This window comes from Acidovorax sp. CF316, from assembly GCF_000276605.1.
In the GTDB taxonomy this organism is placed as follows: Bacteria; Pseudomonadota; Gammaproteobacteria; order Burkholderiales; family Burkholderiaceae_C; genus Acidovorax.
Window position 1 is genome coordinate 19846 of the sequence record NZ_AKJX01000286.1, and the last position, 20813, is coordinate 40658.

A 20813-nucleotide genomic window follows, 5' to 3' on the forward strand; every position below is an offset into this window, starting at 1 on the left:
ATGGCACGTATCAGCCTGGACCTGGCGCATTCCTACAAGCCCAATCCGCAGCAGGACGGCGACTACGCGCTGCTGCCCCTGAAGATGGAGTTCGAGGACGGCGGCGCCTATGCGCTGCTCGGCCCCTCGGGCTGCGGCAAGACGACCATGCTCAACATCATGTCGGGCCTGCTCGTGCCCTCGCATGGCAAGGTGCTGTTCGATGGCCGCGACGTGACGCGCGCCAGCCCGCAGGAGCGCAACATCGCCCAGGTGTTCCAGTTCCCCGTGATCTACGACACCATGACGGTGGCCGAGAACCTGGCCTTTCCGCTGCGCAACCGCAAGGTGCCCGAAGACCAGATCAAGCAGCGCGTGGGCGCCATCGCCGAGATGCTGGAGATGAGCGGCCAGCTCAACCAGCGCGCGGCGGGCCTGGCGGCCGACGCCAAGCAGAAGATCTCGCTGGGCCGCGGCCTGGTGCGCTCCGACGTGGCGGCCGTGCTGTTCGACGAGCCGCTCACGGTGATCGACCCGCACCTCAAGTGGCAACTGCGCCGCAAGCTCAAGCAGATCCACCACGAGCTCAAGCTCACGCTGATCTATGTGACGCACGACCAGGTCGAGGCACTGACCTTTGCCGACCAGGTGGTGGTGATGACGCGCGGCCGCGCCGTGCAGGTGGGCTCGGCCGATGCGCTGTTCGAGCGCCCGGCGCACGTCTTCGTGGGCCATTTCATCGGTTCGCCGGGCATGAATTTCCTGCCCGCGCAGCGCGACGGCACGAACCTGTCGGTGGCCGGGCACCGCCTGTCGGTACCCGTAGGCCGCACGCTGCCCGAAGGCCCCCTGCAGGTCGGCATACGGCCGGAGTACCTGGCCCTGGCGCAGCCCGAGGAGGCTGGTGCGCTGCCCTGCACGGTGGTGCAGGTGCAGGACATCGGTACCTACCTGATGCTCACCGCCAAGGTGGGCGAGCACACGCTCAAGGCGCGCTTTGTGCCCGAAACCCGCCTGCCATCGGCCGGCGACACGGCATGGCTGCAGGTGCTGGGCACGCACACCTGCTTCTACCAGAACGAACAATTGCTGGCCGCGGAGGTCACCCCATGAGCACCACGACCAAGCCCGTGAACCAGAAGGCCTGGTTCCTGATCCTGCCGGTGATCCTGTGCGTGGCCTTCTCGGCCATCCTGCCGCTGATGACGGTGGTGAACTACTCGGTGCAGGACATCATCTCGCCCGAGCGGCGCGTGTTCGTCGGCACCGAATGGTTTGCCGCCGTGATGCGCGACGAGGAACTGCACGCCGCGCTGTGGCGCCAGATCACCTTCTCGCTGGCGGTGCTGGCCGTGGAGATCCCGCTGGGCATCATGCTGGCGCTGTCCATGCCCGCGCAGGGCTGGAAGTCCTCGGCCGTGCTGGTGGTGGTGGCCCTGTCGCTGCTGATCCCCTGGAACGTGGTGGGCACCATCTGGCAGATCTACGGCCGGGCCGACATCGGGCTCATGGGCCGCATGCTGCAGGTGATGGGCATCGAGTACAGCTACACCGGCAATGCCACGCAGGCCTGGCTGACGGTGCTGTTGATGGACGTCTGGCACTGGACGCCGCTGGTGGCGCTGCTGGCCTTTGCCGGCCTGCGCTCCATCCCCGACGCCTACTACCAGGCCGCCCGCATCGACGGTGCCAGCAAGTTCGCCGTGTTCCGCTACATCCAGCTGCCCAAGATGCGCGGCGTGCTCATGATCGCGGTGCTGCTGCGCTTCATGGACAGCTTCATGATCTACACCGAGCCCTTCGTGCTCACGGGGGGCGGGCCGGGCAATGCCACCACCTTCCTGAGCCAGTACCTGACGACCAAGGCCGTGGGCCAGTTCGACCTGGGCCCTGCCGCAGCGTTCTCGCTGATCTATTTCTTCATCATCCTGCTGCTGTGCTTCATCCTCTACAACTGGATGCAGCGCGTGGGCACCGCCAGCAACGAAGGGGCCGGCCATGAATGAAAAGCGCTTTCACAAGCGGTCGCTGTTCCTGGCGGCCTACCTGGTGTTCGCCGTGCTGCCCATCTACTGGATGGTCAACATGAGCTTCAAGACGAACGCGGAGATCCTCTCCACGTTCTCGTTCTTCCCCCAGCACTTCACCTGGGACAACTACAAGACCATCTTCACCGACGAGTCCTGGTACTCGGGCTACATCAACAGCCTGATCTACGTGGGCATCAACACGGTGATCTCGCTCACCGTGGCGCTGCCGGCGGCCTATGCCTTCTCGCGCTACCAGTTCATGGGCGACAAGCATGTGTTCTTCTGGCTCCTGACCAACCGCATGACGCCGCCGGCCGTGTTCCTGCTGCCCTTCTTCCAGCTGTACACCACCGTGGGCCTGATGGACACGCACATCGCCGTGGCGCTGGCGCACCTCTTGTTCAACGTGCCGCTGGCGGTGTGGATCCTGGAGGGCTTCATGAGCGGCATCCCGCGCGAGATCGACGAGACGGCCTACATCGACGGCTACAGCTTCCCGCGCTTCTTCGTCACCATCTTCCTGCCGCTGATCAAGGCCGGCGTGGGTGTGGCGGCGTTCTTCTGCTTCATGTTCAGCTGGGTGGAACTGCTGCTGGCGCGCACGCTGACCAGCGTCAACGCCAAGCCCATCGTGGCCACCATGACGCGCACCGTGAGCGCCTCGGGCATGGACTGGGCGACGCTGGCCGCGGCCGGCGTGCTCACCATCGTGCCGGGCGCCATCGTGATCTGGTTTGTGCGGCACTACATCGCGAAGGGTTTCGCGATGGGCCGGGTGTAAGGAGGTATCGACATGTTCGAGTGGATGGCCTGGACCCTGCCCGTGGCGGTGTTCTTCACGTGCATCGTGCTGATGCTGATCGGCATGGCGGTGTGGGAAGTGAAATCCCCCACCGTCCTGCGCAAGGGCTTCCTGCCCCTGGAGACGACGCGCGGCGACCGCCTGTTCATCGGGCTGCTCTCGGCAGCCTACGTGAACCTGATCTTTGTGGGCGTGAGCGGCAAGCTCGCGCAATGGTTCGGGCTGGGCGAGGACCCCTCGATCTGGTTCAGCTTCGTGCTGTCCATGCTGCTGCTGGCGCTGGTCATGCGCAAGGGCTGACAGCGCCTGGAAATGTTCCCGTTGCACGGCTCAACCCTTCCCCGGAGCCGGGCGACCCATGTGCATCCAAAGGGGAGTGATTAATGAGGAGACAGGCACTATGAAGACGCGGTATACAGCGCTGGCACTGGCGGTAGCGGTCCTGGCCGGGCAGTCGGCCATGGCGGGCGAGGCCGAAGCCAAGAAGTGGATTGACAGCGAGTTCCAGCCCTCCACGCTGAGCAAGGACCAGCAGATGGCCGAGATGAAGTGGTTCATCGAGGCGGCCAAGAAGCTCCAGGGCAAGGGGGTCAAGGAGATCTCCGTGGTCTCCGAGACCATCACCACCCACGAATACGAATCCAAGACCCTGGCCAAGGCTTTCGAGGAAATCACCGGCATCAAGGTCAAGCATGACCTGATCCAGGAAGGCGACGTGGTCGAGAAGCTGCAGACCTCGATGCAGTCGGGCAAGTCGATCTACGACGGCTGGATCTCGGACTCGGACCTGATCGGTACCCACTACCGCTATGGCAAGGTCATGAGCCTGACCGACTACATGGGCGGTACGGGCAAGGAATACACCAACCCGGGCCTGGACCTCAAGGACTTCATCGGCACCAAGTTCACCACGGCGCCCGATGGCAAGCTCTACCAGTTGCCCGACCAGCAGTTCGCTAACCTCTATTGGTTCCGCGCCGACCTGTTCGACCGCAAGGACATCAAGGACAAGTTCAAGGCCAAGTACGGCTACGACCTGGGCGTGCCGCTCAACTGGAGCGCCTACGAGGACATCGCCGAGTTCTTCACCAACGACGTGAAGAACATCGACGGCAAGCCGATCTACGGCCACATGGACTACGGCAAGAAGGACCCCTCGCTGGGCTGGCGCTTCACCGATGCCTGGCTGTCCATGGCCGGTACGGCCGACATCGGTGCGCCCAACGGCCTGCCGATCGACGAATGGGGCATCCGTGTGGCCGACGACAAGTGCACGCCCGTGGGCGCCTCGGTGGCCCGTGGCGGCGCGACCAACTCGCCTGCCGCCGTCTATGCGCTGACCAAGTACGTGGACTGGATGAAGAAGTACGCGCCCAAGGAAGCCACGGGCATGACCTTCGGCGAAGCCGGCCCCGTGCCCGCCCAGGGCCAGATCGCGCAGCAGATCTTCTGGTACACCGCCTTCACGGCCGACATGACCAAGCCCGGCCTGCCCGTGGTGAACGCCGACGGCACGCCCAAGTGGCGCATGGCCCCTGGCCCGAACGGCCCGTACTGGAAGCAGGGCATGCAGAACGGCTACCAGGACGTGGGTTCCTGGACCTTCTTCAAGGACCACGATGCCAACAAGACCGCTGCCGCCTGGCTGTACGCCCAGTTCGTGACGGCCAAGACCACCTCGCTCAAGAAGACCCTGGTGGGCCTGACCCCGATCCGCGAAAGCGACATCCAGTCCAAGGCCATGACGGACGCCGCGCCCAAGCTCGGCGGCCTGGTGGAGTTCTACCGCAGCCCGGCGCGCGTGGCCTGGTCGCCCACCGGCACCAACGTGCCCGACTACCCCAAGCTGGCCCAGCTGTGGTGGAAGAACGTGGCCCAGGCGGTCACCGGTGAGAAGACGCCCCAGGGCGCGATGGACACGCTGGCCGACGAGATGGACCAGGTGATGGCCCGCCTCGAACGCGCCGGCATGGCCAAGTGCGCGCCCAAGCTCAATCCCAAGAGCGCGCCCACCAAATGGCTGAGCGACAAGCAGGCCCCATGGGCCAAGCTGGCCAACGAGAAGCCGAAGGGCGAAACCATTGCCTACGACAAGCTGCTGCAGGCCTGGAAGGATGGCAAGGCGCGCTGAGCGGCTGCCAGTCCTGGGAGGCCGGCCTTTCTCTCCATGTGCATACATAGCTAGCCAGGAGAGGAGGGCGCAGGCCCCCGTTTCTTCCCCCGAACCTGCGGCGGCGGACGGTCCACAAGGCCAATCCCGCTCCGCAGGTGTCAAGAATTTCAGGGTTAACCCTAGGCTCAACCCCGTGCCTGTGGACAATCGCTACCTATGACCCACGTTTCTTCCCCCTTGCCCACGCGGCGCTCCGACCTCCTCGACCGCCTTGCCGAACCCCGCCAGTACGACCTGGCCGTGATCGGAGGCGGTGCGACGGGCCTGGGCGTGGCGCTGGACGCGGCGGCCCGGGGCTTCAGCGTGGTGCTGGTCGATTCGCACGATTTCGCCAAGGGAACCTCCTCGCGTGCCACCAAACTGGTGCACGGAGGCGTGCGCTACCTGGCCCAGGGCAACATCGCGCTGGTGCGCGAGGCCCTGCACGAGCGCACCACGCTGCTGAACAATGCCCCCCATCTGGCCCAGCCGCTGGCCTTCGTGATGCCGTCCTACAAGGCCTGGGAGACGCCGTTCTACGGCATCGGCCTGATGGTGTACGACGCCCTCGCGGGCAAGGCAGGCCTCGGGTCCACCCAGTTCCTGGGCCGTGCCAAGACCCTGCAATGCCTGCCCAATGCGCGCCAGGACGGGCTCAAGGGCGGCGTGAAATACTGGGATGGCCAGTTCGACGATGCCCGCCTGGCCCTGGCACTGGCCCGCACGGCCGCCACCAAGGGTGCGCTGCTGGTGAACTACTGCCCGGCGACTTCCCTGGTCCATGAAAACGGCAAGGTGGCGGGTTTCGTCTGCGAAGACAGCGCCAGCGGCCGCCAGTTCACCGTGCGCGCCAAGGCTGTGGTCAACGCCACCGGTGTCTGGGTGGATGCCCTGCGCCAGATGGACGGCGAGGCCATCGGCCGCCCGGTCAAGCCCATCGTGGCGCCCAGCCAGGGCGTGCACATCGTGGTGGACCGCGAATTCCTGCCCTCCGACCACGCCCTGATGGTGCCCAAGACGGCCGATGGCCGGGTGCTGTTTGCCGTGCCGTGGCTGGGCAAGCTCATCCTGGGCACCACCGACAGCCCGCGCCAGGATGTGGTGCGCGAACCCCTGGCCTTCAAGGAAGAGGTGGCCTTCATCCTCGACGAGGCCGCCCGCTACCTGACCCGCGCCCCCCAGGCGGCCGACATCCGCAGCATCTGGGTGGGCCTGCGCCCCCTGGTCAAGCCGCAGGACGATGACGGCGACAACACCAAGAAGATCAGCCGCGAGCACACCGTGCTGGCCAGCCGCAGCGGCCTGGTGACGGTGACCGGCGGCAAATGGACCACCTACCGTGCCATGGCCGAGGATGTGTTGCAAAAATGCTTCACTGTCGGCCTGCTGCCGGACAAGGCCGCTGGCGTCACCAACCGCCTGCCCCTGGTGGGCACGCCCGCCGAACCGGTGCGCCACCGTATCAGCGACGCCCAGGGCCTGCATTCCTACGGCAGCGAAGCCGCCGTCGTGCGCGAGCTGCAGGGCGCCGGGGTGGACCTGGGTGGCGGATTGACCGAGGCCATGGTGCGCTTTGCCGCCCGCCATGAATACGCCTGCACGGTGGAAGACGTGCTGGCGCGCCGCTCACGCATGCTGTTCCTGGACGCCCGCCAGGCCATCGCCACTGCCCCCCTGGTGGCAGCCCTCCTGCAGGAAGAACTGGGCACCGATCCACAACTGGATGCGTTTTTGTCACTGGCCGACCAGTATTTGCACGCCCCAGTGTGATAGGCGCTTGACTTCGGGTTTCCCCTTTGCAATAATCGAGGGCTTCGCGTTTCCTACGTGAAGTTTCTGCCCAGCGGGAAGTGCTGCAAATGGTTTGCGGTGCGGACGACGGGCCCAAGACTGACTGGCTGATCTGCAGCCCTTGAGAAGTTCTCTGGGGCCGTGGTCTTCTGGTGCAAGTTGGGAATATTGAAATGATCCAGACAGAATCTCGGTTAGAGGTTGCCGACAATACCGGCGCCAAGTCCGTCCTTTGCATCAAGGTGCTGGGTGGCTCGAAGCGTCGCTATGCAAGCGTTGGCGACATCATCAAAGTGAGCATCAAAGAAGCCGCTCCGCGTGGCCGCGTCAAAAAAGGCGAGGTTTACAGCGCAGTGGTCGTTCGCACCGCAAAGGGCATCCGCCGCGGTGACGGCTCGCTCGTCAAATTCGATGGCAACGCTGCAGTGTTGCTGAATGCAAAGTTGGAGCCTATCGGCACCCGCATCTTTGGACCCGTGACGCGTGAACTGCGTACCGAGAAGTTCATGAAGATCGTGTCCCTGGCTCCTGAAGTTCTCTAAGGACGCGCCATGAACAAGATTCGCAAGGGCGACGAAATCATCGTGCTGACCGGGCGCGACAAGGGCAAGCGCGGCACGGTGTCGCTGCGCAAGGATGACTCCTACCTCGTCATCGACGGCATCAATCTGGTCAAGAAGCACGCCAAGCCGAACCCCATGAAGGGTACGACGGGCGGCATCGTGGAAAAGGCAATGCCCATCCACCAGTCCAACGTTGCCATCTTCAATGCGGCCACCGGCAAGGCTGACCGCGTGGGCATCAAGGTGCAGGCTGACGGCGCGCGTGTTCGCGTGTTCAAGTCCAGCGGCGCCGAAATCAAGGCGGTCTAAGGGGCAAACATGGCACGACTCCAAGAAATCTACCGCGACAAGATCGCTCCCGAACTGACCAAGCAGTTCGGCTACACCTCGCCCATGCAGGTCCCCCGTCTGACCAAGATCACGCTCAACATGGGCGTGAGCGAGGCAGTCTCGGACAAGAAGGTGATGGACAACGCCGTGGCTGACCTGACCAAGATCGCTGGTCAGAAGCCTGTGGTGACCAAGGCCAAGAAGGCTATCGCCGGTTTCAAGATCCGCGAAGGCCAGGCCATCGGTTGCATGGTCACGCTGCGTGGCGTGCAGATGTATGAGTTCCTGGACCGTTTCGTGACCGTGGCTCTGCCCCGCGTTCGTGACTTCCGTGGTATCTCCGGTCGCGCTTTCGACGGCCGTGGCAACTACAACATCGGCGTCAAGGAACAGATCATTTTCCCTGAAATTGAGTACGACAAGGTCGACGCCCTGCGCGGTCTCAATATCAGCATCACCACGACGGCCAGGTCCGACGAAGAAGCCAAGGCTCTTCTGGCTGGTTTCCGTTTCCCGTTCAAGAACTGAGGCAGGGTATGGCTAAAGTAGCTTTGATCCAGCGCGAACTGAAGCGCGAAAAACTGGCCGCCAAGTACGCAACGAAGTATGCGGAACTGAAGGCGATCGCCGGTGACGCCAAGCGCAGCGATGAAGAGCGTGATGCAGCCCGCCTGGGTCTGCAGAAGCTCCCCCGCAACGCGAACCCCACGCGCCAGCGCAACCGTTGCGAAATCACCGGTCGCCCACGCGGTACCTTCCGTCAATTCGGTCTGGCCCGCGCCAAGATCCGTGAACTGGCTTTTGCAGGCGACATCCCCGGTGTCACCAAGGCCAGCTGGTAAGCAGGCAGGAGAATTACAACATGAGCATGAGTGATCCTATCGCTGACTTGCTGACCCGCATCCGTAATGCACAGATGGTCGCCAAGGCCACGGTTCTGGTGCCTTCTTCCAAAGTGAAGATTGCCATCGCCCAGGTGCTGAAGGACGAGGGTTATATCGACGGATTCCAGGTCAAGACCGAATCCGGCAAGTCCGAACTCGAAATCTCCCTGAAGTACTACGCTGGTCGTCCGGTGATTGAGCGCATCGAGCGCGTCAGCCGCCCTGGCCTGCGTGTGTACAAGGGCCATGATTCCATTCCACAAGTCATGAACGGTCTGGGTGTGGCAATTGTCACGACGCCCAAGGGCGTGATGACCGATCGCAAGGCGCGTGCTACCGGTGTCGGTGGCGAAGTGCTCTGCTACGTGGCCTAACCCGCGGCATTGAGGAGAAACTGAAATGTCCCGAGTAGGAAAAATGCCCGTGACCATCCCCGCAGGCGTGGATGTGTCCGTTAAAGATGACCAGATCTCCGTCAAGGGGACTGGTGGTTCGCTGTCGCTGGCGCAGAACGTGCTGGTGAAGGTGTCGAGCAACGACGGCAAGCTCAGCTTTGAGCCCGTCAACGACTCCCGCGAAGCCAATGCCATGAGCGGAACGATCCGCCAGCTGGTCAACAACATGGTTGTTGGCGTGAGCAAGGGCTTCGAAAAGAAGCTGACCCTGATCGGTGTGGGCTACAAGGCCGCCGCATCCGGTGCCAAGCTCAACCTGGCTGTCGGTTATTCGCACCCTGTCAACATCGAGATGCCTGCTGGCATCACGGTGGCCACCCCCACGCCCACGGAAGTGGTCGTGAAGGGCGCCGACCGCCAACGTGTTGGCCAAATTGCCGCTGAGATCCGTGCTGTTCGTCCACCCGAGCCCTACAAGGGCAAGGGCATCCGCTATGCGGACGAGAAGATCACGATCAAAGAGACCAAGAAGAAGTAAGGAGCTGCAGCATGTTGACCAAGAAAGAGCAGCGTCTTCGTCGTTCGCGCCAGACCCGCATCCGCATTGCACAGCAAGGCGTGGCCCGTCTGACCGTGAACCGCACGAATCTCCATATCTACGCCAGCGTCATCTCCGGCGACGGCAGCAAGGTGTTGGCCAGTGCCTCCACCGCAGAAGCCGATGTGCGCAAGGAACTCGGTGGTTCGGGCAAGGGTGGCAATGCCGCCGCTGCCACGGCCATCGGCAAGCGCATTGCTGAAAAGGCAAAGGCAGCTGGCGTCGAGAAGGTTGCATTTGATCGCTCAGGCTTTGCGTACCACGGTCGCGTCAAGGCTTTGGCCGACGCAGCCCGTGAAGCTGGCCTGCAGTTCTAAGCGGAGCGGAATACAAAATGGCTAAATTTCAACCCAAAGTGCAAGACGAAGGTCGTGACGACGGTCTGCGCGAAAAAATGATCGCGGTCAACCGCGTGACCAAAGTCGTGAAGGGCGGCCGTATCCTCGGTTTCGCTGCACTGACTGTGGTCGGCGACGGTGATGGCCGCGTAGGCATGGGCAAGGGCAAGTCCAAGGAAGTGCCTGCTGCAGTGCAAAAGGCAATGGAAGAAGCTCGCCGCAACATGGTGAAGGTCTCGCTGAAGAACGGCACGATCTTCCACAATGTGACCGGCCACCACGGCGCTGCCGTTGTGATGATGGCTCCCGCTCCCAAGGGTACCGGTATCATCGCCGGCGGCCCAATGCGCGCTGTCTTCGAAGTGCTGGGCGTGACCGACATCGTGGCCAAGAGCCATGGTTCGTCCAATCCCTACAACATGGTCCGCGCCACTTTTGACGCCCTGGTGAACTCCACGACGCCTTCGCAAGTGGCAGCCAAGCGCGGCAAAGCGGTCGAAGACATCTTCGCCTGATTGGAAGCTGTAAATGACTACGCAACAAACCGTCAAGATTCAACTGGTGCGCAGCCCTATCGGCACCAAGGAATCGCACCGCGCCACCGTCCGTGGCCTGGGTCTGCGCAAGCTGAACAGTGTCAGCGAACTGCAGGACTCGCCCGAAGTGCGCGGCATGATTAACAAGATCAGCTATCTGGTCAAAGTCCTCTGAGAGATAGATCATGGAACTCAATAGCATCAAGCCCGCAGACGGCGCCAAGCATGCCAAGCGCCGTGTAGGCCGCGGTATCGGCTCCGGTCTGGGCAAGACCGCTGGCCGTGGTCACAAGGGTCAGAAGTCGCGTTCGGGTGGCTACCACAAGGTAGGTTTCGAAGGCGGTCAAATGCCTCTGCAACGTCGCCTGCCCAAGCGTGGCTTCAAGTCACAATCGCTCAAGTTCAATGCCGAAGTCACGCTGACCGATCTGGACAAGCTGGGCCTGGCCGAAGTGGACGTGCTTGCCTTGAAGCAAGCCGGCCTGATCGGCGAGCTGGCCAAGGTGGTCAAGGTCATCAAGAGCGGTGCTCTGTCCAAGGCTGTCAAGCTGACGGGCGTGGGCGCTACTGCAGGTGCCAAGGCAGCTATCGAAGCTGCTGGCGGCAGCCTGGCCTGATTTTGGATCTGAAAGAAGGTACCTGTGGCTACTAGCGCGGCTCAAATTGCAAAAACCGGCAAGTTCGGCGACCTGCGTCGTCGCCTGGTTTTTCTGTTGCTTGCGCTGGTCGTGTACCGCATCGGGGCGCATATCCCCGTGCCCGGTATCGACCCAGCCCAACTTCAGCAGCTTTTCAGCGGCCAGCAAGGCGGCATCCTGAACCTGTTCAACATGTTCTCGGGTGGAGCGCTCTCGCGCTTTACCGTCTTTGCACTGGGGATCATGCCGTACATCTCGGCATCGATCATCATGCAACTGATGACCTACGTGGTCCCGACATTCGAGCAGCTGAAGAAGGAAGGCGAGTCCGGCCGCAGGAAGATCACCCAGTACACGCGCTACGGCACGCTGGGCCTGGCCATTTTCCAGTCGCTCGGCATTGCCGTGGCACTGGAGAGCTCGGCCGGCCTGGTGCTGAGCCCCGGCATGGGTTTTCGCATCACGGCCATGGTCAGCCTGACGGCTGGCACCATGTTCCTGATGTGGCTCGGTGAGCAGATCACGGAACGTGGTCTTGGCAACGGCATCTCGATCCTGATCTTTGCAGGTATCGCGGCCGGTCTGCCAAGCTCCATCGGTGGCCTGCTGGAGCTGGTGCGCACGGGTGCGATGAGCATCCTGGCCGCCATCTTCATCGTGCTGGTGGTTGCTGCGGTGACCTACTTCGTGGTGTATGTGGAACGTGGCCAGCGCAAGATCCTCGTGAACTATGCGCGTCGGCAGGTGGGGAACAAGGTCTATGGTGGTCAATCGTCCCACCTGCCCTTGAAGCTGAACATGGCAGGTGTGATTCCTCCCATCTTCGCTTCGTCCATCATCCTGCTGCCAGCCACCGTGGTGAACTGGTTCAGTGCCGGAGAGTCGATGCGCTGGTTGCGCGACATCTCTTCCGCCCTGACGCCTGGTCAGCCGGTGTACGTGATGTTCTATGCCGCTGCGATCATCTTCTTCTGCTTCTTCTACACGGCGCTGGTCTTCAACAGCCGTGAAACGGCAGACAACCTGAAGAAGAGCGGTGCGTTCATTCCCGGGATCCGTCCCGGTGAACAGACTGCCCGTTATATCGACAAGATTCTTGTGCGACTGACACTGGCGGGGGCGGTTTACATCACCTTCGTCTGCCTGCTGCCCGAGTTCTTGATCCTGAAGTACAACGTACCGTTTTACTTTGGTGGAACTTCGCTGTTGATCATCGTGGTGGTGACCATGGACTTCATGGCCCAGGTGCAGAACTACATGATGTCGCAACAGTATGAGTCGCTGCTCAAGAAAGCCAATTTCAAAGGCAATCAAGGCGGTTGACGGGTTGGAAGGGCCTGGGCGCACAGCGCGCCTGGTCCCCGAAAGCAAGGTTTAGGTTAGTTGGCGCCCCACGATTCTGTAGCGGGCACAAAAATTGTGTTCCGTGCAAGATAGCCGGGACGGATGGAAAAGTTTTAGGAGAATGCAATGAGAGTTTCGGCTTCGGTCAAAAAAATCTGCCGCAACTGCAAGATCATCCGCCGCAAGGGTGTGGTGCGCGTGATCTGCACGGATCTGCGTCACAAGCAGCGCCAGGGTTGATTGGAAAGTATTAGAGGACGCATATGGCACGTATCGCTGGCATCAACATTCCGCCCCACAAGCACGCGGAAATCGGTTTGACCTCCATTTTTGGAATTGGTCGCACACGCGCTCGCAAGATTTGCGAAGCCACCGGCATCGCTTACTCCAAGAAGATCAAGGATCTGACGGACAGCGACCTGGAAAAAATTCGCGAGCAGATCGAGCAATTCACCATCGAAGGTGATCTGCGCCGCGAAACCACCATGAACATCAAGCGTTTGATGGACATTGGCTGCTACCGTGGTTTCCGCCATCGTCGTGGTCTGCCGATGCGTGGTCAGCGTACCCGTACCAATGCACGCACCCGCAAGGGCCCGCGCAAGGGTGCTGCTGCACTGAAGAAATAAAGAGATTGAAAGATCAATATGGCCAAGTCTCCAGCCAATAACGCAGCACAGCGCGTTCGCAAGAAGGTTCGCAAGAACGTGTCGGACGGCATTGCCCACGTGCATGCTTCGTTCAACAACACGATCATCACGATCACGGACCGCCAGGGCAACGCCCTGTCGTGGGCCTCGTCGGGTGGCCAGGGCTTCAAGGGCTCGCGCAAGTCCACGCCTTTCGCAGCCCAGGTGGCTTCGGAAGTGGCTGGCCGCGCCGCCATCGACCAAGGCATCAAGAACCTGGACGTCGAGATCAAGGGCCCAGGTCCTGGTCGCGAATCCTCGGTGCGTGCACTGGGTGCCCTGGGCATCCGCATCACGTCGATCTCCGACGTGACGCCGGTCCCGCACAACGGCTGCCGCCCTCAAAAGCGCCGTCGTATCTAATTTTCACAAGCCCACCGCCGCCTGCGTACGCGAGAGCGACACAGGCGGCTCCCGCAATGGTTTGCGGTAGATGACATAAAGGAAGTTCAAGTGGCACGTTACCTCGGCCCCAAGGCCAAACTCTCCCGCCGTGAAGGCACCGACCTGTTCCTCAAGAGCGCCCGTCGCTCCATTGCGGACAAGTGCAAGTTCGACTCCAAGCCTGGTCAGCACGGCCGCACCTCCGGTGCCCGCACGTCCGACTACGGCCTGCAGCTGCGCGAAAAGCAGAAGGTCAAGCGCATGTACGGCATCCTGGAAAAGCAGTTCCGCCGCTACTTCGAGACCGCTGACAGCCGCAAGGGCAACACCGGTGCCAACCTGCTGTTCCTGCTGGAATCGCGTCTGGACAACGTCGTGTACCGCATGGGCTTCGGCTCCACGCGTGCAGAAGCCCGCCAGCTGGTGTCGCACTGCGCCATCACGGTGAACGGCAAGCCCGTCAACATCCCTTCGTACCTGGTCAAGGTCGGTGATGTCGTGGCCGTGCGCGAAAAGTCCAAGAAGCAGAACCGCATCGTCGAAGCACTGCAACTGGCTGCACAGGTCGGTATCCCCGCCTGGGTGGACGTCAATGCCGACAAGGCAGAAGGCGTGTTCAAGAAGGTGCCTGACCGCGACGAGTTCGGTGCCGACATCAACGAATCGCTGATCGTTGAGTTGTACTCGCGCTAATCGCTAGTTCGAATCACATTTCGAAAAAACCGTACCTGAACCGCGAGGCATCGCGGTTTAGGCGCTTCACCAGCCTTACCGGTGTAACGAGCTGGGGGTATTGAGAGGAAGTCTGAATGCAAACCAATTTGCTGAAACCCAAGGCGATCAATGTCGAGCAGCTTGGCCACAACCGTGCCAAGGTCGCGCTGGAGCCGTTCGAGCGTGGCTATGGCCACACGCTGGGCAACGCCATTCGGCGCGTCCTGCTCTCGTCCATGGTGGGTTACGCAGCGACGGAAGTCACCATTGCAGGCGTTCTGCACGAGTACTCGTCCATCGATGGCGTTCAAGAAGATGTGGTCAACATCCTCCTGAACCTCAAGGGCGTGGTGTTCAAGCTGCACAACCGTGACGAAGTCACGTTGAGCCTGCGCAAGGATGGTGAAGGCGTGGTAACCGCCCGCGACATCCAGACGCCCCACGACGTCGAGATCGTCAACCCCGACCACGTGATCGCCACGCTGTCGGCTGGCGGCAAGCTGGACATGCAGATCAAGGTGGAGAAGGGCCGCGGCTACGTGCCGGGCAACCTGCGCCGCTATGCCGACGAATCGACCAAGTCGATTGGCCGCATTGTGCTGGATGCATCGTTCTCCCCCGTGAAGCGCGTAAGCTACACCGTGGAAAGCGCCCGCGTGGAACAGCGCACCGACCTGGACAAGCTGGTCGTCGAGATCGAGACCAACGGTGCCATCACGGCCGAAGACGCCGTGCGCGCCTCGGCCAAGATCCTCGTGGAACAGCTGGCGGTGTTCGCACAGCTGGAAGGCGGCGAGCTGGCTGCGTTCGACGCACCTGCAGGCCCGCGCGGCAATGCCACGTTCGATCCGATCCTGCTGCGCCCTGTGGACGAGCTGGAACTGACCGTGCGTTCCGCCAACTGCCTGAAGGCCGAGAACATCTACTACATCGGTGACCTGATCCAGCGCACCGAGAACGAGCTGCTCAAGACGCCTAACCTGGGTCGCAAGTCGCTCAACGAAATCAAGGAAGTGCTCGCATCGCGTGGTCTCACGCTGGGCATGAAGCTTGAGAACTGGCCACCAGCCGGTCTGGACAAGCGTTAAACAAACGCTATAATCCCGAGTTCCCCAGAAAATGGGGAACCCGAATTAGGGTCCTCCGCAAGGGGGACTTTTCGTTCCTGTAGCAGGGATTCATTTCTGCGGCAGGAAACAGTGCCTCGGACAGTACCTGATACGGCTGGCCCGATTTAATTACATAGACAGTAGAAGGAAAGCACCATGCGCCACGGTCACGGCCTCCGCAAACTCAATCGCACCAGCTCGCACCGCCTTGCGATGCTGCAGAACATGATGAACTCGCTCATCGAGCACGAAGTCATCAAGACCACCGTTCCCAAGGCCAAGGAACTGCGCCGCGTGGTCGAACCCATGATCACCCTGGCCAAGGTCGACACCGTCGCCAACCGCCGCCTGGCATTCAATCGCCTGCGCGACCGCGACAGCGTCACCAAGCTGTTCAACGACCTGGGCCCCCGCTTCAATGCGCGTCCCGGTGGCTACACCCGCATCCTGAAGATGGGTTTCCGCGTTGGCGACAATGCGCCCATGGCCCTGGTTGAATTGGTCGACCGTGCTGAAGAAAAAACTGAAAATTCTTCGGCCGCAGCCGCTGAATAAGGTATATAATTCAATCTTGCCGCGCGATGGAGCAGTCTGGTAGCTCGTTGGGCTCATAACCCAAAGGTCGGAGGTTCAAATCCTCCTCGCGCAACCAATATTGCAAAAAGCCCACTTTCGAGTGGGCTTTTTTGTTTTTGGGGTGTTTTCTTGTCCAGGCTGCTCAGGGCCCTGGGTCTGGACCCGGCATCTGAAGGCCTGCCCCTGCGGGGACGGGGCCCGCAGGCGACACTCACTGGGGATGCTGGTGCCGGAACTCCTGCGTCTTGCCGCCATAGCCATAGGCCGTCGCGCGCACGTCCTGCACATAGATGTAGCTTTCCTCGTGCAGCTCTCCCAGCAGGCCCTGGAAGGCCGCGAACACCTCGGCGATGTAGCGTGCCTTCTCGGCCTTGGTGTTGGTCTCGTCGACGACCTTGATGTCGAGGTAGACGCTCTTCTTGCCCTGGGCGGCCAAGCTGCTGCCGCCCACGATCCAGTCCTCGGGGTGCACATAGGAAACGGTCACCGCCGTGATCTGGGGGTTCTTGCCCAGGATGCGGGTGGTCAGATCGAGCAGCGTGTCCGAGATGCGCTGCGACAGGGCGGCCGAGCGTTCGGCAGAGACTTTGACGTTGATGATGGGCATGGAAAACTCCTGGTCAGTGGATGGGTTGGTAGGTGCCTCCACTGTAGTTTTCGACCCGGTTTCCGGACACGGCGCCCGGCGGGAAGCGGCTTTGCAATGGCTGCAAAGCCCGCTTGGGGCATGCCTCAGGCGGGCGGGGTAGCCTGCCGGCGGATGAAGCGCCCGGCACGTGCCCCGGTGGCGCGGCCTTCTGCGGTGTAGCTCAGCACGCCGTTCACCCAGACCTGCTCGATGCCTTCGCTGAACTGCACGGGCTTTTCGTAGCTCGCGGTATCGCGCACGCGCGCCGGGTCGAACACCACCACGTCGGCCATGTGGCCTGCAGCCAGGCGGCCCCGCTCGCCGATGCGAAAGCGCTGCGCCGACAGGCCGGTCATCTTGTGGATGGCCTCTTCGAGCCGCAGCAGGCCCTTCTCGCGCCAGTAGCAGGCCAGCACGCGCGGGAAGGCGCCCCACAGCCGGGGGTGGGGGCGCTCGTCGTGCGGCAGCCCGTCCGAGCCGATCATGGACAGGGGGTGCGCAATCACGCGCTCCACATCGTCCTCGCGCATCTGGAAGTAGCAGGCGCCACCGGGTTGCAGCCGGTCGCACGCTGCCTGTTCGGTCGTGTCCCATTCCCGGGCGATGTCCTTGAGGTAGCGGCCCACCATCTCGGGATGGGGCTGGCTGCCGGTGATCAGGATGTCGATCACACCGTCGACCAGGTCGGTGCGCAGCACCGTCGAGCCCGCGGTGTAGGGGTACACATCCAGGCTGATGGGCTGGCCCTGGGCGAGTGACTCGATCAGCGGCAGCGTCTGGCGCGTGCGGCCCCAGTTCGAGGCGCCGGCGCACTTGTGGTGCGACAGCACCAGCGGCAGGCCGGCCTGGCGCGCCGTGAGCGCCGCCTCCTGCAGCGCCGGCAAAATGCCGGCCAGCTCGTCGCGGATGTGGGTCGCATACACGCCGCCATTGCGCGCGGCCACGCTGGCCAGCTCGGTCAGCTCGGTGAGATCGGCCGCATAGGCTTCCTTGTAGAACACGCCGGACGACAGGCCCAGCGCGCCCGCATCCATGGCCTCCTGCATGTCGGCGGCCATGGCAGCGCGCTCGCTGGCCGTGGCCGGGCGTCCCAGTTCGGGCAGGTGGCGCATGCGCAGGGCCGTATGGCCCAGCAGCGCAGCCACGTTCACGCCGGGCTGCGCGGCATCCACGGCGCGCGCGTAGTCGGCCATGCGCGCGTGGCGGAACTGGCGCTGGCCCAGCAGCGACAGCGGCGCCGCCGGTGCATCCGTCACCATGGGGGCCAGCGAGATGCCGCAGTTGCCCACGATCACCGTGGTCACGCCCTGCGACAGCTTGGGCAGCATGTCGGGCGCGTCGATGGCGGCCGCATCGTCGTGCGTGTGCACATCGATGAAGCCGGGTGCGATCACGCGGTCCGTGCAGTCGATGGTCTGTAGCTCCAGGCCGGCGAACAAGGCCGGGTCGATGGCGCCGGGCGCGGCCAGCGCCACGATGCGCTCGCCTGCCAGCAGCAGGTCGCCCACCCATCCGGGGCGGTCGGTGCCGTCGATGATGGTTCCGTTCTTCAGCAGGGTTGCTTGCGTTGCTACCATCAATTGTCTTTCTGGCCCGGCTTGTGCATGCCCGGGCCGTGGTCCATGGCGCCCGAATACTCGGCGCTGTCGAATCCGTGTTTGTGCAAAAGCTGCTTGAACTGCTGCAGGCCCCGCGTGGCCACCGGCCCCAGCTGCTGCGCCAGGCGCACCATCAGGATCTCGATCACCACCAGGTGGGCCAGGTAGGCCTCGGTGCCCACGCGCATCACCGCATCCTGCGGCACCGAGACCGCCAGCACCAGGTCGGCCGTCTCGGCCAGCGGCGTACCGGGCTGGGTCAGCGCGATCACCGTGGCGCCCTGCGAGCGGGCGAAACGCGCCGCCTCCACCGTGTAGGGCATGCGCCCCACATGCGACACGACGAAGGCCACGCCCTCGGGGCCCAGGGTGCTGGCCGAGACCAGTTGCTGGTGCGCGTCGAAGATCGCGTTGGCCGTGAGGCCCAGGCGGAACAGCCGGCTCTGCAGCTCGCTGGCCGTGAAGGTCGACGCTGCGCCGACCGAATAGCAGTCGATGCGCCGCGCCTTGGCGAGCTTGGCGGCCACCTGGTCGATCACGTCCACGTCGATGCGCCGGCCCAGCTCGGTCAGCGAGGAGACAGCCGCATGGATGATCTTGCTGGAGACGTCCTGCGCCGTGTCCTCGGCCAGCACACTGCGGTGCAGGTAGGAGCCCGAGACCGCCAGGTCCTGCGCCAGCGCCAGCATGAACTCGCGCACCGAGTCGTAGCCGAAGCTGCGGCAGGTGCGTACGATGGTCGGCATGGACACGCCCGCCTGCTGCGCCAGCTGCTCCACCGTGGCCGCCACGGCAGCGCGCGGGTCTTCGAGCACGGCACGCACCACGCTGCGCTGCGCCTCGGGCAGGCTGTCCTGGCGCTCGCGCAATTGCTGCAGCAGGCCCGGCGTGGGGCTGGGCGGCTGGGTGGAGGACGACGGCGAAGGAGGCCGGCTGCTGTTCATGCGCTTCTCCGCGTCTCAGAACCGGGTGCTGATGGCGCCCGTGATGGCGCCATCGTCTTCCACCAGCGGCATCCAGCGCCACTTGTCGAAGGTGGTGCAGGGGTGCGAGATGCCCAGCGCCACGCGGTCGCCCACACGGGGCGCAGCGGCGTCGCCGGCTGCGGCATCGAAGCGCAGGTAGGCATGCTGGTCATTCAAGGCGCTCACGCTCCAGCCGGCCGGGGCGGCCGCCGCCGTGCGCTCGCCGCGCCGCGCCAGCTGCACCGGGATGGGCATCTCCAGGTCGTAGGAGATGTCGCGGCGCCCGCAGGTCAGCAGGGCCAGGCCCGGCTCCGGCACCGACTGCACCATGGCCCAGACCGTGAGGGCCGGGCGCAGCGAGGTATCGAGCCCTTCGCGCTGCTCCACGTTCTTGAGGAAGCGCGCGTAGTTGCCATGGTCGTGCGTCACATAGCAGCCCGAGCGCAGCACGCCCTCCACGGGGCGCGACAGGCCCTGGGCCTGCAGCAGCGGCACCACCAGGTCGAACACGGCCGAGCCGCCCGCGGTGAGCAGGATGCGGTCCTGTGCGAACAGGTGCCCTGCATCGCAGGCGCGTGCCACCTCCATCACGCGGCGCACCAGGGCCGTCACCTCGCGGGCGTCGTGCTCGTTGTCGCAGCGCGCCACGCCGCCCTCATAGCATTCGATGCCATCGAACTGCACGGCCTGCGACGCCGCCAGCGCACGCGCCAGGGCCAGTGCCTCGTCCAGCGTGCGGCAGCCGGTGCGCTGGCCGGGGATGCCCATCTCCAGCAGCACGTTGAACACACGGGCACTGCCGCGGCGCTGCTTCCAGTCCTCCACCAGTGCGAGCTGCGCCAGCGAGTCGACAAGGAACCACACCGTGAGATCGGCGTGACGGGCCAGCAGTGCATCGAGCGCATCCAGGTCGGCATCGCAGACCACCTGGTTGGCGATGATGATGCGGCGCGCACCGGCTTGCACCCCCACCGCGACCTGGAAGGCCGTGGCGAAGGTCAGGCCCCAGGCACCGCCCGCCAGCTGCTGTGCAAAGAGCTGGGGCGACATGGTGGTCTTGCCGTGCGGCGCCAGGGCGATGCCCTTGCGCTTGGCAAAATCCTGCATCCAGGCCAGGTTGTGCGCCAGCGCCGTGCGGCTGAGCACTGCCAGCGGGAAAGCCAGGTCGTCGGCCAGCACATTCCAGCCGCGTGCGGCGATCTCGCTGGCGCGGCAGGGCGCCGCCGCGATGGGAAAGCTCTTGCTGGTGGCGTCCAGGGTGAAGTCAGTGGTGGTGTTCGTCATGTCGTTTCGTCATGTTGGAGGGACGCAGCGGGGCTGCGCCGGTCAGATGTCGTCGCGCCAGCAGGCCTTCCAGTGCTCGGTGCCCACGGGGCGCAGGGCCATGTCGGCGCTGGCGCATTCGGCCACCGCATGCGGGCAGCGCGTGCGGAACACGCAGCCCGAGGGCGGATTGGCGGGGCTGGGCAGGTCGCCCTGCAGCAGGGGGATGGTACGCCGCTGCGCCGGGTCGGGGATGGGGGCCGCGGCCAGCAGGGCGCGCGTGTAGGGATGGGCTGGCCGCGCATACAGCGCGCTGGTGGGCGCGATCTCCATCACGCGGCCCAGGTACAGCACCACCACGCGGTCGCACAGGTACTCCACCACGTCCAGGTCGTGCGAGATGAACAGCAAGGTCAGGCCCAGCTGCTGCTTGAGGTCGCCCAGCAGGTTCACCACCTGCGCCTGGATCGACACGTCCAGCGCCGACAGCGGCTCCCCCCCCCCCCC

At 63.6% G+C, this 20813-nt stretch carries 28 protein-coding genes and 1 tRNA gene; 24 read left to right on the top strand and 5 right to left on the bottom strand.

Annotation, left to right across the window (positions count from 1 at the left end):
* The 24 genes from PMI14_RS32030 to PMI14_RS32140 all read left to right on the top strand — a co-directional run bounded on the left by PMI14_RS32030 (position 1) and on the right by PMI14_RS32140 (position 15928).
* Entirely contained in the window at positions 1-1092 is a 1092-nt protein-coding gene (locus tag PMI14_RS32030; RefSeq protein ID WP_007861690.1) for an ABC transporter ATP-binding protein, read from the top strand.
* Positions 1089-1985 (top strand): carbohydrate ABC transporter permease, encoded by an 897-nt coding sequence (locus tag PMI14_RS32035; protein ID WP_007861691.1) that lies wholly within the window; start codon positions 1089-1091, stop codon positions 1983-1985. The genes PMI14_RS32030 and PMI14_RS32035 overlap by 4 nt, the downstream gene beginning before the upstream one ends.
* The gene (locus PMI14_RS32040; RefSeq protein ID WP_007861697.1) at positions 1978-2790 is read left to right on the top strand and encodes a carbohydrate ABC transporter permease; all 813 of its coding nucleotides are present in this window, start codon (positions 1978-1980) and stop codon (positions 2788-2790) included. The genes PMI14_RS32035 and PMI14_RS32040 overlap by 8 nt, the downstream gene beginning before the upstream one ends.
* A gap of 12 nt (positions 2791-2802) precedes the next feature.
* Positions 2803-3111 (top strand): DUF2160 domain-containing protein, encoded by a 309-nt coding sequence (locus tag PMI14_RS32045; protein ID WP_007861698.1) that lies wholly within the window; start codon positions 2803-2805, stop codon positions 3109-3111.
* A 100-nt stretch (positions 3112-3211) separates the two neighbouring features.
* Complete coding sequence (locus PMI14_RS32050; protein WP_007861699.1) at positions 3212-4942, top strand: ABC transporter substrate-binding protein; 1731 nt, start codon at positions 3212-3214, stop codon at positions 4940-4942.
* A gap of 198 nt (positions 4943-5140) precedes the next feature.
* Entirely contained in the window at positions 5141-6733 is a 1593-nt protein-coding gene (locus PMI14_RS32055) for a glycerol-3-phosphate dehydrogenase/oxidase (RefSeq protein ID WP_007861700.1), read from the top strand.
* Positions 6734-6927: 194 nt separating this feature from the next.
* Positions 6928-7296: a 50S ribosomal protein L14 gene (gene rplN / locus PMI14_RS32060; protein ID WP_007861702.1), complete on the top strand. Its 369-nt coding sequence runs from the start codon at positions 6928-6930 to the stop codon at positions 7294-7296.
* Between the two features lie 9 nt (positions 7297-7305).
* Positions 7306-7626, top strand: a complete 321-nt coding sequence (gene rplX / locus PMI14_RS32065) for a 50S ribosomal protein L24 (protein WP_007861704.1) — start codon at positions 7306-7308, stop codon at positions 7624-7626.
* A gap of 9 nt (positions 7627-7635) precedes the next feature.
* Positions 7636-8175 (top strand): 50S ribosomal protein L5, encoded by a 540-nt coding sequence (rplE, locus tag PMI14_RS32070; protein ID WP_007861706.1) that lies wholly within the window; start codon positions 7636-7638, stop codon positions 8173-8175.
* A gap of 8 nt (positions 8176-8183) precedes the next feature.
* Positions 8184-8489 carry a 30S ribosomal protein S14 gene (gene rpsN, locus PMI14_RS32075; protein WP_007861712.1) on the top strand — a complete coding sequence of 102 codons (306 nt, stop codon included), beginning with the start codon at positions 8184-8186 and terminating at the stop codon, positions 8487-8489.
* A gap of 20 nt (positions 8490-8509) precedes the next feature.
* Positions 8510-8905 carry a 30S ribosomal protein S8 gene (gene rpsH, locus PMI14_RS32080; RefSeq protein WP_007861717.1) on the top strand — a complete coding sequence of 132 codons (396 nt, stop codon included), beginning with the start codon at positions 8510-8512 and terminating at the stop codon, positions 8903-8905.
* A gap of 25 nt (positions 8906-8930) precedes the next feature.
* Positions 8931-9464: a 50S ribosomal protein L6 gene (rplF, locus tag PMI14_RS32085; protein WP_007861719.1), complete on the top strand. Its 534-nt coding sequence runs from the start codon at positions 8931-8933 to the stop codon at positions 9462-9464.
* A gap of 11 nt (positions 9465-9475) precedes the next feature.
* Positions 9476-9841, top strand: coding sequence for a 50S ribosomal protein L18 (rplR, locus tag PMI14_RS32090; RefSeq protein ID WP_007861721.1), 366 nt, complete (start codon positions 9476-9478; stop codon positions 9839-9841).
* 17 nt (positions 9842-9858) lie between these two features.
* Complete coding sequence (rpsE, locus tag PMI14_RS32095) at positions 9859-10377, top strand: 30S ribosomal protein S5 (RefSeq protein ID WP_007861723.1); 519 nt, start codon at positions 9859-9861, stop codon at positions 10375-10377.
* Positions 10378-10390: 13 nt separating this feature from the next.
* Positions 10391-10573 (top strand): 50S ribosomal protein L30, encoded by a 183-nt coding sequence (gene rpmD / locus PMI14_RS32100; protein WP_007861725.1) that lies wholly within the window; start codon positions 10391-10393, stop codon positions 10571-10573.
* A 10-nt stretch (positions 10574-10583) separates the two neighbouring features.
* Positions 10584-11015, top strand: a complete 432-nt coding sequence (gene rplO, locus PMI14_RS32105) for a 50S ribosomal protein L15 (RefSeq protein WP_007861727.1) — start codon at positions 10584-10586, stop codon at positions 11013-11015.
* 24 nt (positions 11016-11039) lie between these two features.
* Positions 11040-12359 (top strand): preprotein translocase subunit SecY, encoded by a 1320-nt coding sequence (gene secY / locus PMI14_RS32110; protein WP_007861729.1) that lies wholly within the window; start codon positions 11040-11042, stop codon positions 12357-12359.
* Positions 12360-12506: 147 nt separating this feature from the next.
* On the top strand, positions 12507-12620 hold the full coding sequence (rpmJ, locus tag PMI14_RS34555; protein ID WP_005793651.1) for a 50S ribosomal protein L36: 114 nt from the start codon (positions 12507-12509) through the stop codon (positions 12618-12620).
* A 23-nt stretch (positions 12621-12643) separates the two neighbouring features.
* The gene (rpsM, locus tag PMI14_RS32115) at positions 12644-13009 is read left to right on the top strand and encodes a 30S ribosomal protein S13 (protein ID WP_035206424.1); all 366 of its coding nucleotides are present in this window, start codon (positions 12644-12646) and stop codon (positions 13007-13009) included.
* Positions 13010-13027: 18 nt separating this feature from the next.
* Positions 13028-13432 carry a 30S ribosomal protein S11 gene (gene rpsK / locus PMI14_RS32120; RefSeq protein ID WP_005793662.1) on the top strand — a complete coding sequence of 135 codons (405 nt, stop codon included), beginning with the start codon at positions 13028-13030 and terminating at the stop codon, positions 13430-13432.
* Between the two features lie 90 nt (positions 13433-13522).
* On the top strand, positions 13523-14146 hold the full coding sequence (gene rpsD / locus PMI14_RS32125) for a 30S ribosomal protein S4 (protein WP_007861733.1): 624 nt from the start codon (positions 13523-13525) through the stop codon (positions 14144-14146).
* A 116-nt stretch (positions 14147-14262) separates the two neighbouring features.
* Positions 14263-15255, top strand: a complete 993-nt coding sequence (gene rpoA / locus PMI14_RS32130) for a DNA-directed RNA polymerase subunit alpha (RefSeq protein ID WP_007861735.1) — start codon at positions 14263-14265, stop codon at positions 15253-15255.
* Positions 15256-15432: 177 nt separating this feature from the next.
* Positions 15433-15831 carry a 50S ribosomal protein L17 gene (gene rplQ, locus PMI14_RS32135; RefSeq protein WP_007861737.1) on the top strand — a complete coding sequence of 133 codons (399 nt, stop codon included), beginning with the start codon at positions 15433-15435 and terminating at the stop codon, positions 15829-15831.
* Positions 15832-15851: 20 nt separating this feature from the next.
* Positions 15852-15928, top strand: a tRNA-Met gene (locus PMI14_RS32140).
* A gap of 135 nt (positions 15929-16063) precedes the next feature.
* Here PMI14_RS32140 and PMI14_RS32145 read toward each other — a convergent pair.
* From PMI14_RS32145 to PMI14_RS32165, 5 genes are all read right to left on the bottom strand, one after another.
* Positions 16064-16459, bottom strand: a complete 396-nt coding sequence (locus tag PMI14_RS32145) for a 4-oxalocrotonate tautomerase family protein (RefSeq protein WP_007861738.1) — start codon at positions 16457-16459, stop codon at positions 16064-16066.
* 125 nt (positions 16460-16584) lie between these two features.
* Positions 16585-18057 (bottom strand): amidohydrolase family protein, encoded by a 1473-nt coding sequence (locus PMI14_RS32150; protein WP_007861740.1) that lies wholly within the window; start codon positions 18055-18057, stop codon positions 16585-16587.
* Positions 18057-19022 (bottom strand): MurR/RpiR family transcriptional regulator, encoded by a 966-nt coding sequence (locus tag PMI14_RS32155; protein ID WP_007861742.1) that lies wholly within the window; start codon positions 19020-19022, stop codon positions 18057-18059. Before PMI14_RS32155 ends, PMI14_RS32150 begins: the two co-directional genes overlap by 1 nt.
* Before the next feature lie 15 nt (positions 19023-19037).
* Positions 19038-20327 (bottom strand): amino acid deaminase, encoded by a 1290-nt coding sequence (locus tag PMI14_RS32160; RefSeq protein WP_007861743.1) that lies wholly within the window; start codon positions 20325-20327, stop codon positions 19038-19040.
* Between the two features lie 42 nt (positions 20328-20369).
* Positions 20370-20813, bottom strand: a 444-nt coding sequence (locus tag PMI14_RS32165; RefSeq protein WP_007861749.1) for an ABC transporter ATP-binding protein, incomplete at its 5' end; no start/stop codon positions are given.

What these genes read in the sequence shown, in the direction of transcription:
- rpsH (WP_007861717.1), top strand. Translation starts at nt 8,510, where the DNA reads ATGAGCATGAGTGATCCTATCGCTGACTTGCTGACCCGCATCCGTAAT.
- rplQ (WP_007861737.1), top strand. Translation starts at nt 15,433, where the DNA reads ATGCGCCACGGTCACGGCCTCCGCAAACTCAATCGCACCAGCTCGCAC.
- rpsM (WP_035206424.1), top strand. Translation starts at nt 12,644, where the DNA reads ATGGCACGTATCGCTGGCATCAACATTCCGCCCCACAAGCACGCGGAA.
- rpmD (WP_007861725.1), top strand. Translation starts at nt 10,391, where the DNA reads ATGACTACGCAACAAACCGTCAAGATTCAACTGGTGCGCAGCCCTATC.
- PMI14_RS32040 (WP_007861697.1), top strand. Translation starts at nt 1,978, where the DNA reads ATGAATGAAAAGCGCTTTCACAAGCGGTCGCTGTTCCTGGCGGCCTAC.
- PMI14_RS32150 (WP_007861740.1), bottom strand. Translation starts at nt 18,057, where the DNA reads ATGGTAGCAACGCAAGCAACCCTGCTGAAGAACGGAACCATCATCGAC.
- rplN (WP_007861702.1), top strand. Translation starts at nt 6,928, where the DNA reads ATGATCCAGACAGAATCTCGGTTAGAGGTTGCCGACAATACCGGCGCC.
- rpsK (WP_005793662.1), top strand. Translation starts at nt 13,028, where the DNA reads ATGGCCAAGTCTCCAGCCAATAACGCAGCACAGCGCGTTCGCAAGAAG.
- rpmJ (WP_005793651.1), top strand. Translation starts at nt 12,507, where the DNA reads ATGAGAGTTTCGGCTTCGGTCAAAAAAATCTGCCGCAACTGCAAGATC.
- rpoA (WP_007861735.1), top strand. Translation starts at nt 14,263, where the DNA reads ATGCAAACCAATTTGCTGAAACCCAAGGCGATCAATGTCGAGCAGCTT.
- PMI14_RS32050 (WP_007861699.1), top strand. Translation starts at nt 3,212, where the DNA reads ATGAAGACGCGGTATACAGCGCTGGCACTGGCGGTAGCGGTCCTGGCC.
- PMI14_RS32055 (WP_007861700.1), top strand. Translation starts at nt 5,141, where the DNA reads ATGACCCACGTTTCTTCCCCCTTGCCCACGCGGCGCTCCGACCTCCTC.
- rplO (WP_007861727.1), top strand. Translation starts at nt 10,584, where the DNA reads ATGGAACTCAATAGCATCAAGCCCGCAGACGGCGCCAAGCATGCCAAG.
- PMI14_RS32045 (WP_007861698.1), top strand. Translation starts at nt 2,803, where the DNA reads ATGTTCGAGTGGATGGCCTGGACCCTGCCCGTGGCGGTGTTCTTCACG.
- rpsN (WP_007861712.1), top strand. Translation starts at nt 8,184, where the DNA reads ATGGCTAAAGTAGCTTTGATCCAGCGCGAACTGAAGCGCGAAAAACTG.
- PMI14_RS32160 (WP_007861743.1), bottom strand. Translation starts at nt 20,327, where the DNA reads ATGACGAACACCACCACTGACTTCACCCTGGACGCCACCAGCAAGAGC.
- rplE (WP_007861706.1), top strand. Translation starts at nt 7,636, where the DNA reads ATGGCACGACTCCAAGAAATCTACCGCGACAAGATCGCTCCCGAACTG.
- PMI14_RS32030 (WP_007861690.1), top strand. Translation starts at nt 1, where the DNA reads ATGGCACGTATCAGCCTGGACCTGGCGCATTCCTACAAGCCCAATCCG.
- PMI14_RS32145 (WP_007861738.1), bottom strand. Translation starts at nt 16,459, where the DNA reads ATGCCCATCATCAACGTCAAAGTCTCTGCCGAACGCTCGGCCGCCCTG.
- PMI14_RS32155 (WP_007861742.1), bottom strand. Translation starts at nt 19,022, where the DNA reads ATGAACAGCAGCCGGCCTCCTTCGCCGTCGTCCTCCACCCAGCCGCCC.
- rpsE (WP_007861723.1), top strand. Translation starts at nt 9,859, where the DNA reads ATGGCTAAATTTCAACCCAAAGTGCAAGACGAAGGTCGTGACGACGGT.
- PMI14_RS32035 (WP_007861691.1), top strand. Translation starts at nt 1,089, where the DNA reads ATGAGCACCACGACCAAGCCCGTGAACCAGAAGGCCTGGTTCCTGATC.
- rplF (WP_007861719.1), top strand. Translation starts at nt 8,931, where the DNA reads ATGTCCCGAGTAGGAAAAATGCCCGTGACCATCCCCGCAGGCGTGGAT.
- rplR (WP_007861721.1), top strand. Translation starts at nt 9,476, where the DNA reads ATGTTGACCAAGAAAGAGCAGCGTCTTCGTCGTTCGCGCCAGACCCGC.
- rplX (WP_007861704.1), top strand. Translation starts at nt 7,306, where the DNA reads ATGAACAAGATTCGCAAGGGCGACGAAATCATCGTGCTGACCGGGCGC.